The 11,320-nt window shown below is 71.5% G+C and carries 9 protein-coding genes and 3 pseudogenes; 4 read left to right on the forward strand and 8 right to left on the reverse strand.

Translation table 11 applies throughout. The features are described 5' to 3' along the window. A partial coding sequence (locus ACTWQJ_RS35680) for an effector-associated domain 2-containing protein (RefSeq protein WP_443310611.1) occupies positions 1-381 on the reverse strand: 381 nt, incomplete at its 3' end. Between the two features lie 227 nt (positions 382-608). Here ACTWQJ_RS35680 and ACTWQJ_RS35685 point away from each other — a divergent pair. The 3 genes from ACTWQJ_RS35685 to ACTWQJ_RS35695 all read left to right on the forward strand — a co-directional run bounded on the left by ACTWQJ_RS35685 (position 609) and on the right by ACTWQJ_RS35695 (position 4,607). After that, on the forward strand, positions 609-1,370 hold the full coding sequence (locus ACTWQJ_RS35685; protein ID WP_443310612.1) for a DeoR/GlpR family DNA-binding transcription regulator: 762 nt from the start codon (positions 609-611) through the stop codon (positions 1,368-1,370). Continuing rightward, positions 1,367-2,314 (forward strand): 1-phosphofructokinase, encoded by a 948-nt coding sequence (gene pfkB, locus ACTWQJ_RS35690; RefSeq protein ID WP_443310613.1) that lies wholly within the window; start codon positions 1,367-1,369, stop codon positions 2,312-2,314. The genes ACTWQJ_RS35685 and pfkB overlap by 4 nt, the downstream gene beginning before the upstream one ends. A 232-nt stretch (positions 2,315-2,546) precedes the next feature. Next, positions 2,547-4,607: a PTS fructose transporter subunit IIABC gene (locus tag ACTWQJ_RS35695; RefSeq protein WP_443310614.1), complete on the forward strand. Its 2,061-nt coding sequence runs from the start codon at positions 2,547-2,549 to the stop codon at positions 4,605-4,607. A 75-nt stretch (positions 4,608-4,682) separates the two neighbouring features. On the opposite strand, the pseudogene ACTWQJ_RS35700 reads toward ACTWQJ_RS35695, so the two are convergent. The 4 genes and pseudogenes from ACTWQJ_RS35700 to ACTWQJ_RS35715 form a co-directional block, all read right to left on the reverse strand. Then, positions 4,683-5,429 (reverse strand): annotated as a pseudogene (locus ACTWQJ_RS35700) (DUF6227 family protein). Positions 5,430-5,623: 194 nt separating this feature from the next. Continuing rightward, entirely contained in the window at positions 5,624-6,850 is a 1,227-nt protein-coding gene (locus ACTWQJ_RS35705; protein ID WP_443310615.1) for a L,D-transpeptidase, read from the reverse strand. A 152-nt stretch (positions 6,851-7,002) separates the two neighbouring features. Continuing rightward, a complete protein-coding gene (locus tag ACTWQJ_RS35710) occupies positions 7,003-8,043 on the reverse strand; it encodes a P1 family peptidase (protein ID WP_443310616.1) in 1,041 nt (346 codons plus the stop codon). 131 nt (positions 8,044-8,174) lie between these two features. After that, positions 8,175-9,416: a low temperature requirement protein A gene (locus tag ACTWQJ_RS35715; protein ID WP_443310617.1), complete on the reverse strand. Its 1,242-nt coding sequence runs from the start codon at positions 9,414-9,416 to the stop codon at positions 8,175-8,177. 85 nt (positions 9,417-9,501) lie between these two features. Here ACTWQJ_RS35715 and ACTWQJ_RS35720 point away from each other — a divergent pair, with 85 nt between their 5' ends. Then, the gene (locus tag ACTWQJ_RS35720; protein ID WP_385513445.1) at positions 9,502-9,684 is read left to right on the forward strand and encodes a hypothetical protein; all 183 of its coding nucleotides are present in this window, start codon (positions 9,502-9,504) and stop codon (positions 9,682-9,684) included. A gap of 49 nt (positions 9,685-9,733) precedes the next feature. Here ACTWQJ_RS35720 and mscL read toward each other — a convergent pair whose 3' ends face one another. The 3 genes and pseudogenes from mscL to ACTWQJ_RS35735 form a co-directional block, all read right to left on the reverse strand. Beyond that, complete coding sequence (gene mscL / locus ACTWQJ_RS35725; protein WP_443310618.1) at positions 9,734-10,210, reverse strand: large conductance mechanosensitive channel protein MscL; 477 nt, start codon at positions 10,208-10,210, stop codon at positions 9,734-9,736. Between the two features lie 141 nt (positions 10,211-10,351). Further along, positions 10,352-10,957, reverse strand: a pseudogene (locus ACTWQJ_RS35730) (hypothetical protein). Between the two features lie 156 nt (positions 10,958-11,113). Next, positions 11,114-11,320, reverse strand: a pseudogene (locus ACTWQJ_RS35735) (5'-methylthioadenosine phosphorylase); the annotation flags it as partial.

Here is an 11,320-nt window from a genome sequence, read left to right on the forward strand (position 1 = left end):
CTCGGGGTACCACCCGGGAGGAGCTACCTGTGGCAACGGGGCACCCGCGGGGGCGGGGGTGGTCTTGGTGGCGAAATCCCGCACCAGACGACTGACGGTCTCGGCGGTCTGGCTGTGGCCTTCCAGCAGCGACACGGCGTGGGACAGCGCGGGCAGCCCGTCGTTCCCCGCGCGGATGCAGAACCGCACCAGTTCGAGCATGTGCAGCTGCAGGGTGGCCTGCTCCCGCACCACCACCGGCCGACCCAGCTCGTCGCCGATCAGCTCGGCCAGCATCGCCCTGGCGTTGCGGTCGTAGAGGATCGGCGAGTCGCACAGCGCGTGGACCACGGCTTGCTGCCAGTCATGGTCCGGGCGGGCACGGAGACCGTCCCTGTCCACAACACCCCCCGAGAAGCTGTGTCCCGGAATCCAGGATACGGACGCGGTGACACGGCGTCAGGGGTTCTGCAGTGCCGTCCTGCTAGATCCGGAGGTCCCTACCGTTCGGGGAGAAGCCAAGGCCCGTTTGCGCCCGACTGAGTCCGAACCTGTTTACTTTCCCGAAATCCAGGCGTAGTCTCGCCGGTGAAACCACACGTTCGGGCATGATTCGGAGGCGATCGGGCATGTATGCACCGGAGCGGCAACAGGAGATCGTCCGTCTCGCCCGTGACGGCGGCCGTGTGGACGTGGTGTCGCTGGCCGAGGAGTTCCAGGTCACGGCGGAGACGATCCGCCGCGACCTGAAGGCCCTCGACCGCGCGGGCCTCCTCCGCCGGGTGCACGGCGGCGCCATCCCGGCCGGCCGGCTCGACTTCGAGCCGGACCTCGCCGAGCGCGAGTCCACCGCGGCCGACGAGAAGGACCGCATCGCGAAGGCGGCCCTGGCCGAACTGCCCACCGAGGGCACGATGATCCTCGACGCCGGTACGACCGTGGCGCGGCTGGCGGCCGCCATCCCGCCGGAGTCCTCGCTCACCGTCGTCACGCACAGCCTGCCGATCGCGGCCCGCCTCGCGGACCACCCCGGTATCCAGCTCCACCTCGTCGGGGGGCGCGTACGGCATCGCACGCGCGCCGCCGTGGACGCCTGGGCGCTGCGGGCATACGGCGAGATCCGGGCGGACGTCCTCTTCGTGGCCGCCAACGGCTTCTCCGCCGAGCACGGCCTGACCACACCCGACCTCGCCGAGGCCGCGGTCAAGCGGGCGGCCCTCGCCGCCGCCCGCCGCGTGGTGCTGCTCGCCGACTCCTCCAAGCACGGCCAGGAGCACTTCGCCCGCTTCGGCGACCTGAGCGATGTGGACCTGCTGATCACCGACACCGAGCTGAGCCCCGAAGACGCCACCGCCATCGAGCGCGGCGGCACGGAAGTAGTGCGCGCATGATCCTCACCGTCACCCCGAACCCGTCCCTCGACCGCACCTACGAGGTCCCCTCGCTGGAGCGCGGCGAGGTCATCCGCGCCACCGGCGAGCGCATGGACCCGGGCGGCAAGGGTGTGAACGTCTCACGCGCCGTCACGGCCGCCGGGCAGCGCACGGTCGCGGTGCTGCCCCTGGGTGGTGCGCCGGGGGCGCTCGTCGCCGACCTGCTCGACGCGCAGGGCATCGAGGTCGCGCCGGTCCCCGTCGCCGGCGCCACCCGCTCCAACATCGCGCTCGCCGAGGCCGACGGCGTCCTCACGAAGATCAACGCGCCCGGCCCGGAGCTGTCGGCCGAGGAACAGGAGCTGCTCTTCGAGACCGTGCGCCGGCAGTCGCGCGACGCCGACTGGATCGCCTGCTGCGGCAGCCTGCCCCGGGGCCTCGCGCCGTCCTGGTACGCCGACCTGGTCGCGCGGGCGCACGCCGACGGTGCGCGCATCGCGCTGGACACCTCCGGCCCCGCGCTGCTCGAAGCGCTGCGCGAGCGGCCCGACGTGGTGAAGCCGAACGCCGAGGAGCTCGCGCAGGCCGTCGGGCGTCCGCTGGCGACCGTGGGTGACGCCGTGAAGGCGGCCGAGGAGTTGCGCGAGCGGGGCGCGCGGGCTGTGCTGGCGAGCCTGGGCGCCGACGGGCAGCTGCTCGTGGACGGTGCGGGCATCTGGTTCGGCAGTGCACGCGTCGACGTCGTGCGCTCCAACGTGGGCGCCGGCGACTCCTCGCTCGCCGGCTTCCTGATCGCCGGCGGCAACGGCCCGGAGGCGCTCGCCTCCGCGATCGCGCACGGCGCGGCCGCCGTCCAGCTGCCCGGCAGCGTGATGCCGGTGCCGGGCGACCTGGACCCGGCCGCGGTGACGGTGACGGCCGAGGTCCCGGTGGACCGCGAACTGACGGAGCCCGTGTCATGACCGTACGGACGACGTCCCCGACGCCACCCCCCGAACCGGCCACGCAGCGGCGACACCCCCCGTTACTCGCCGCGGCCGCCGGACGGCAGGGCACCCTGAGCCGCCCTGCCGTCCGGTGGAGGCTGGGTCTCCCCGGCCCCGCCTCCACCTCACCCCCGACCCCCCACTGCATCCCCGTCCCCCCTTCCGCCCACCCCACTGACCGGGCGATATGCGTGCGAAGGAGCCCGCGATGAGCGACATGATCACCGCGGACCTGGTCGACCTCGACCTGTCCGCCCAGACCAAGGAAGCGGCGGCGCGCGCCCTCGCCGAACGCATGGTGGCCCTGGGCCGGGTGACCGACCTGGAGGGCTTCCTCGCCGACGTGGCCGCCCGCGAGGCGCAGATGCCGACCGGCCTCGACGGCGGTATCGGCATCCCGCACTGCCGCAGCGAACACGTCACCGAGCCGACGCTCGGCTTCGGGCGCAGCGCCGCCGGCATCGACTTCGGTGCCGCGGACGGGCCCGCCGACCTGATCTTCCTGATCGCCGCGCCTGCCGGCGCCGACGACGCCCACCTGACGATCCTGTCGTCGCTGGCCCGGCAGCTGATGAACACCGAGTTCACCGACGCGCTGCGCTCGGTGGGCGACGCGGCGGCCGCGGCGGCGCTCATCCGCGGGGAGGAGCCGCAGGCGGCCTCGGCCGAGGGCACCACCGAAGGCGCCCAGGGCGCCACCGAAGACTCCGTGGCGGCGTCGGGGGCGGCCTCCGCCGACGCCGCCACGGGTGACACCTCCGACGGCGACCGCCCCTTCCGTATCGTCGCCGTCACCTCCTGCCCCACCGGCATCGCCCACACGTACATGGCGGCCGAGTCGCTGGAGAACGCGGGCCGCGAGGCGGGCGTCGAGGTGGTCGTCGAGACGCAGGGCTCGGCCGGATTCACCCGGCTCGACCCGAACGTCATCGCGGCTGCGGACGGCGTGATCTTCGCCCATGACCTGCCGGTCCGCGAGAAGGACCGCTTCGCCGGGAAGCCGACCGTCGACGTCGGTGTGAAGGCGGGCATCAACCGTGCCGCCGAGCTGCTCGCCGAGGTACGCGGCAAGGCGGAACGCGGCGAGGTCACGGCCGCCGCCCGACCCGGCACGCCGGTGGAACGCGCCGGTGAGCCCGGCGAGGGATACGGCACCAAGCTGCGCAAGTGGCTGATGTCCGGCGTCAGTTACATGGTCCCGTTCGTCGCGGCCGGCGGTCTGCTGATCGCCCTCGGGTTCGCGATCGGCGGCTACCAGATCAACGAGGCCAAGTCGGTCATCGAGCACTTCGACTGGGGCCAGGTCGACAGCTGGGGCGCGCTGCTGTTCCAGATCGGCGCGGCGGCCTTCGGCTTCCTCGTCCCGGTCCTCGCCGGATACATCGCCTACGGCATGGCCGACCGGCCAGGACTCGTGCCCGGCTTCGTCGGCGGCGCGATCTCCCTGACGATCGGCGCCGGGTTCCTCGGCGGTCTGGTCGCCGGTCTGATCGCCGGTGCTGTCGTGCTCGGCATCCAGCGCATCAACATCCCGCCGGTGCTGCGCGGCATCATGCCGGTGGTGGTGATCCCGCTGATCTCCACGGCGGTCGTCGGGTTCCTGATGTTCGTGGTCATCGGCAAGCCGATCTCCGAGGCGCAGCAGGGCCTGACCGACTGGCTGAACGGGCTGTCCGGCGCCAACGCCATCCTGCTCGGCGTGCTGCTCGGCCTGATGATGTGCTTCGACCTCGGCGGACCAGTCAACAAGGTCGCGTACACGTTCGCCACCGCGGGCATCTCCGTCGCGGCGCCCAGCGACTCCGCGATGAAGATCATGGCCGCGGTGATGGCCGCCGGCATGGTCCCGCCGCTGGGCATGGCCCTCGCCACCACCCTCCGCAAGCGGCTGTTCACCAGCGCCGAGCGCGAGAACGGCAAGGCGGCCTGGGTCCTCGGCGCCTCCTTCATCTCCGAGGGCGCCATCCCGTTCGCGGCCGCCGACCCGCTGCGGGTCATCCCGGCCTCCATGGCGGGTGGCGCGGTGACCGGCGCGCTGACCATGGCGTTCGGCTCGACCCTGCGCGCCCCGCACGGCGGCATCTGGGTCACTTTCCTGATCGGCAAGCCGTTCCTGTACCTGCTGGCCATCGCGGCCGGTACGGCGGTGACGGCAGGCCTGGTGATCCTCCTCAAGGGCCTGCGCAAGCCGGCACCCGGCGCCGAGGCGGCCGAAACGGCGGGCGGCCCGGCCGCGGCGGCGGAGGTGAAGCAGCCGGTGGCGGCGTGAGGCTCACGCCAGCCACCCGGCGGCGGGTGCAAGGGAGTTCATGGTCCCGGGACTTCGGTCCCGGGACCATGGCGTCTACGACACCTGCGCGGCCCTGCGCTCCATCGCGTCCCGCGCCGCGTCCTCCGTCGTGTACACCTCGCACATGTGCCGGCCGTCCGGTGTGGCCGTGTGCTCCACCTCCCAGAGGGAGATCTCCTGCCCGTCGTGCAGCAGGAACGCATGCTCGTAGAGCGAGAAGCACAGCCCGGCGCGTCCCGCGCGGCAGGGGCGCCCGAAGGCCTGCGTGATCTGGTGCGCGCACGCCGTGGCCAGCAGCGCGGCCGTCTCCGCACCGGGCCGATCCGGGTTCTCCGCCCGGCGCAGCAGCCGACGCGCGTGGTCCGCCGAGCCGTCGGGCACGTACACATGCCTCGGTTCGAGAACCGGCGACAGCTGCATCACCATCGGCAGCTCGAACTCCGGTGGGTCCGGCGGCAGCGGCAGCCGGGCGCCGGCAGTGCGCAGCTCCTCCGCGTCGACATATACCTCGTGCTGCGGGGCGCCGCCCGGCGTGGTGTTGTGCACGAGCTCCCAGAGCGTGAGCGCCGAGCCGTCGGCGAGCAGCCAGGTGTGCCGGTACGTCTCGCGGTGCAGGCCCGCGCTGTGGTGCGCGGAGTGCAGCTAGCTGTCATGCGCGAGCGCACCCTCGAGCCGCCCTATCGTCTCGTCGGGCAGCTCGAACGAGTTCAGGGCACGGCCGAGCAGTCGCGTGAGGTGCTCCTCCGGAGACTCGGGCGACTCGGGTGGTTCGTACGCTGCCGTCTCGTACGGAACGCTCAAGGTTTCTCCCGGCGTTGCTGCATGTCACCTTGTGGGTGCATACCGTAGCCCCTCGGTCGGACATCATGTCCGGGAACCGAGAAAACGTACGCCCGGAAAACGGGCGGGCCGCGGATGAGGTTCCCACGCGACCCGACGTCTCATCAAAGGCGGCTGGTGAGAGGCCACTTGCGGCGATCTGTTGATCCTGGCGGTCAGGTGGCGCTGCCGGCGATCCACTCGCTCCACGCCATGTTCCAGCCGTTGAGGCCGTTGTCCGGCGCCACCGTCGTGTCGGGAGAGTTCTTGACGATCACAACGTCCCCGACGAGCGAGTTGTCGTAGAACCACTTGCCGGGAGTGTCACCCTGCGCGCCCTGCACGTCCTGCAGCCCGACGCAGCCGTGGCTGGTGCCCTGGCGGCCGAAGGGCGGACTGCCCTTGCTGTACCAGTAGTTGCCGTGGATGAACGTGCCGGACCTGGTCAGTCGCATCGCGTGCGGCACGTCCGGGATGTCGTACTCCCCGCCGAAGCCGACCGTCGAGCCGTTCATCCGGGTCTGCTCGAACTTCTCGGAGATCACCATCCGGCCGTTGTACGTGCTGTGCTGCGGGCTGCCCGCCGAGATCGGCACCGTACGGATGGTCCTGCCGTCCCGCACGACCGTCATGGTCTGCGTGCCGGCGTCGACCGTGGAGACCTGCGAACGCCCGATGGTGAAGGTGACGGTCTTCTTCTGCACCCCGTAGACGTCGTTCGCGCCCTCCACGCCGTCCAGGTCGATCTTCATCGTGACCTTGGAGCCGGCCTTCCAGTACTCCTCGGGCCGGAAGTCCAGCCGCTGCGACCCGAACCAGTGCCCGACCACCTTCTGTCCGCTGCTCGACGTGACCGTGATGTGCGACTGCACGGCCTTCTTGTCGCTGATCGCCTTGTCGAACTCGAACGACACCGGCATCCCCACCCCGACCGTCGTGCCGTCGTCCGGGGTGTACGTCCCGATGAAGCTGTTGGCCGAAGTGACGGTGGTGAAGACGGAGTTGGCGGCGGCGGTCCTGCCGCCCGTGTCCTTCGCGGTCGCCGCGATCTCGTACTTCGTCCCCCGCTCCAGCTGCTCCTTCGGCTTCCAGCTCCGGCCGTCGGAGGACAACGCCCCCGGTACGGCCTGCCCGGTCTCCGCCACCGTCATCTTCACGTCGGTCAGCCGCCCGTCGCTGACCTTCACGCCCGTCGTGTTGATCGACGCGCCCGTCGAACCGTCCTCGGCCGAGATGGCGATCCTCGCCGCTGAGGTCTTCGCGTCGTCCTTGCCGCCGTCGCCGCCCTTGCCGTCGCTGCTGGCCTTGGCGCTGCCGCCACAGGCGGTGAGGGTGAGGGCGCCGACCATCAGGGCGGCACTGGCCACCAGCGCGCGCCGCTTTGCCATGTCCGGCGTTGTCACGGGCTGTTCCCCCATCATGTGATGTGCGTGATCCGCTCCAAGCGTCGAGAAAGAGGGGATCGGCGACCGGTGGGGTTCCCTCCGGTCGCGCTCAACGCCATCACGTGACAGAACCGGGACAAACGGCCCGGCCTGGTGGGCGCAGCACCCGATCAGCGCCGGACCGCGTCACTCCCGTACAGCTCCGTGTACGACGGCCACACCCCACCCGGCCCGTCCACCGATTCCGCGGCGCGCACCGCGCGTACGATCGCGCGCGTCACCACATCCGCGCCGGCCGCGAGGATCTCGTTCAGCGCGAGGGGCTGCCCGGCGTCGAGCCCGCGCGCCCCCGTCGCCAGCGCGAACACCGTGTCGCCGTCGTTGAGCAGATGCACCGGCCGCACCGCGCGCGCGATCCCGTCGTGCGCCGTGCCCGCCAGCTTCTGTGCCTGCGCCTTCGACAGGTCCGCGTCGGTGGCGACCACCGCGAGCGTGGTGTTCAGCGGAGGCGGCGCGTTCCTGGCCGCGCACTCGACGAGGCGCCGGCGCGCCGCGTCATGGACATGCGCCTCGGGGTAGTTCACCCGCCCCTGGAACAACTCCCCGTAGAGAACGCCCGTCTCGGGATCCGTCGCCGACCCCGCCGCGTTGGCCACCACCAGCGCCGCCACCGTGATCCCGGAGCCGAGGACCGTGCTCGCGGTGCCGACCCCGCCCTTGACCGGCCCGACCGTGGCACCCGTACCGGCGCCGACGCAGCCCTCCGCCACGGCCGCGCCGACCTCGCTCGCCGCGGCCGCCTCCACCGCGGCCCGCCCGAGGGCGGCGTCCGGCCGGGCGCGGAAGTCCCCGCCCCGCCCCAGATCGAAGACGCACGCGGCGGGCACGACCGGCACGACATGCGCCGGATCCGCCCCCACACGCACGCCCCGCCCCTGCTCCTCCAGCCAGGCCATCACACCGGAGGTCGCGTCCAGCCCGTAGGCGCTGCCGCCGGTCAGCACGATCGCCTCGACCTTCTGCACCAGGTTGCGCGGGTCGAGAGCGTCGGTCTCCTTGGTGCCGGGACCGCCGCCGCGCACGTCCACGGCGGCGACGGCCCCGCCGTCGGGGGCGAGTACCACCGTGGTGCCGGTGAGCCAACCGTCGCCGGTGCGGTTCGCGTGCCCGACCCGCAGACCCGTCACGTCCGTCAGAGCGTCAACTGTCATGGGAACCAGTCTCGCCTGCTTCGGCGGGCGCACCCAGGCGCGTGCCTCGGCGCAAGCCCACCGCACACGTGCCCGGCACTCGCCCACCGGTCGCGCGCCCCGGTATCCGCCCACCGCACGCGTGCCCGGCGTCAGGCCGTCGGTGTGGTGGCCCTCGCCGCGCGCCGTCCGACCGCCATACGCGCCGTCAACGTCTCCCCGATCGCCACGGTCAGCGCCGACACGATGCCGGCCGCGAGGACCGCCCAGTCCCCCAGGAAGGTGCAGCAGATCACCAGCAAGGCCGCGGTCGGCAGCATCAGTTGCTCGGCGATGCCCGTCTTGAAGTGGCGCGAGTGCAGTGCCCAGACGGTGAGCAGGTAGAGCGCCGTCGGCAGGGTCACCGCGGCAGAGGCGGACAAGGTGGAGATGTGTGCCTTGCCGACCGCCTGCTCGACCGCCACCTCCAGGCCGGCGCCGATCGCGGCCCCCGAGGCAAAGATCAGATAGTGGCCGTAACCCCACACGAACGCCTGTCTGCTGGACCGCAGATGCCCGTGAATGGGCACTACGAAGTAGATCCACCAGGCGGAGAACACGATCAGCAGGCCGCCCACCGTGATCGGCAGCAGTTCGCCGAGCGCGTCGTTCTCGTCCACGCCCGACTTCACGGCGACCGTGGACGCGGCGATCGTCTCGCCGAGCACGATGATCGTGAACAGGCCGTACCGCTCGGCGATGTGGTGCGGATGCCAGGGCGTCATCGAGGCCCGCTCCGCGTAGATCGGCACGCACAGCTCGACGATCGCCATCACCAGGAACCACCAGGGGCGAGCGGGCTCGGGCAGGAGCACCAGCCCCACCCAGCCGACCAGGCAGAGCAGCACGCCGACCGCGTAGCGCAGTGCCGCCGCTCTCGCCCGGCCCTCAGCGGATCTCGCGGCCCGCAGCCACTGGGCGGCCATCGCCAGCCGCATGACGACATAGCCGAGCCAGACGACGGTGAAGTCATGGTCCTCGAACGCCCGCGAGATCCCGGCGGCGAGTACGAGCACGCCGGCGATCTGCACCAGCGTCACGACGCGGTAGAGGGCGTCGTCGTTGTCGTACGCCGAGGCGAACCAGGTGAAGTTCATCCAGGCCCACCAGATGGCGAAGAAGACCATGGCGTAGTTGAGGATGCCCTCGCCCGCATGTCCCTCGGCGACGGCGTGCACCAGCTGGATGCCCGCCTGCGCGACGGCCACGACGAAACACAGGTCGAAGAAGAGTTCCAGTGGCGAGGCGACGCGATGCGCCTCGTCCCGACCGCGGGCCGTGAGTCGGCGCAGTGGGCTGCGAGGATGGCCCGGCGCGCCCGCCGGCGAGGACGATGGAGTGGGACTGGACGTCATGATGCACAGCACAGCAGATATCGACCGGAAAGTCGTGTGAACGGATTCACGAGGAGGGAAGTCCTCGGCCCCGTACCCTGGGGGCATGAGCACCTCCCCCGCCCCCGAGCAGCGCGACCCCAAGGCCGCGCTGATTTTCGACGACCCGCTGAACGAGCAGTCCGCGGACGACACGGACCGTGGCTGGGGTGAGCGTCCGGGCACCGGCGGGGACACGACGGACGACCTGAAGCGCTTCCTCGACGAGAAGCCGCCCCACCACCTGTGAACCGGCAGGGCCCGGCGGACAACCGCCACCGGGGCCCTGCGAACCGGCCCTAATGCTCGGTGTGGCCCGAGCCGCGCTGTGCGACCAGCGAGTCGCGGATCTCCTTGAGCACCTCCAGCTCGGTCACCTCGATGACCTCGTGCGTGCCCTCCCTCGCCTTCCTGCGGGCCTCCACTCGGGCCAGGTACTTGGCCATCGGCAGGACCATCAGGAAGTAGACCACCGCGGCGGTGATCACGAAGCTGAGCGTGGCTCCCAGCACGGAGCCCCAGAGGATCATCACCCCGCGCGAGACAGAGCCGTCCGCCGCCAGCGTGCACGGGCCCTTCAGGCACGAGCTGTAGCTGTCGAGGTTCTGGGTGCCGATCGCTCCGACCAGCGGGTTGATGACGCCCTTCACCACCGAGTTGACGATGTTGGTGAAGGCGGCGCCGATGACCACCGCTACCGCCAGATCGACGACATTCCCGCGCATCAGGAAGGCCTTGAAGCCGTCCCAGACGCCCGGTTCCTTCTTCTCGCTCACCTCGTGGCCTCTCCTCGTCACACACACAGATTGTGGAACAAACAGCTCCGCAACCTACGTCAGGGCGAGGCAGCACTGTCCAATCCGGTAGCTGGAACGAGGGACTTGACGGCAATTGGCGCCCTGTCGGCAAGGCTCGGTTCAGCACAACGTCACCGCCAGCCGCGCCGTGGCGCTCGCGCCGGCGAGACGGGCCGCGGTGGAACGCGGTACCGAGAGCACCACCAGTGCACCGCTGTCGACCTCACCGTCCAGCGGCTCGGGCACCTTGGTCACCAGTGCCCCGCGTGCGACCACGCCGACCTCTCCGCCCGTCGCCGTCTCCTCGGCGGCGACGACGTCGACCCGGTCGCCCGGCTGCAGCAGCCGCACCGTGGCCGCGTCGGCGATCCGTACCGGCGCGGAGACCCGCTTCACCGGTCGGCGCTCCGGTGACCGGTCCGCCATCGGATGACCGCGGGCCTGCTCGTTGCGATGGGGATCGGCCGGGCCGCGCGGGCCTGCCGCCACGAGCGCGGCGGCGGTCACCGCGAGGCCGGCCGCGAGGGCCCGCCGCCGGTGCCGTACGAGTCAGTGCAGCAGATACCGCCCGCCGCGCACGCGGACGGGAGCGAAATGCGGCACCTCGCACGTCGCGGGTACGTCGCCACCCGGCGGATGCGGATGCGGATGCGGACGGGGAGCGGAAGGAGAGGGGGAGCGCTCCGCGTAGGACGGAGAGGGGGAAGGCGAGGGAGACAGGGACATGTGGACCACCTCCTGCGATGCGGATTCGGCTTGCGAGCCCACGATGAGGCTTCGCGCCGCAGTCCGCTGAGACAGGTGGACTACCGACAAGTTGTGGAAAACTCCCTCACTCGAACGGGACGTTCCGCGCTACGGCAGCGCGAACCCCGCACCGCGCTACGGCAGCGCGAACCCCGGGTCCATCCCGCCGAGCGCCGTCGTGCACAGGCAGTCCCGCTCGTCGTTCGCGGGCAGTGCGGCCACCGCGTCGAACAGCACGCCCCGCAGCCGGTCCACGTTCGCGGCGAACACCCGGAGCACCTCGTCGTGCGAGACGCCCTCTCCGGTCTCGGCGCCGGCATCCAGGTCGGTGACCAGGGTAAG

The organism is Streptomyces sp. KR55 (genome assembly GCF_052245645.1).
GTDB lineage: Bacteria > Actinomycetota > Actinomycetes > Streptomycetales > Streptomycetaceae > Streptomyces > Streptomyces flavusporus.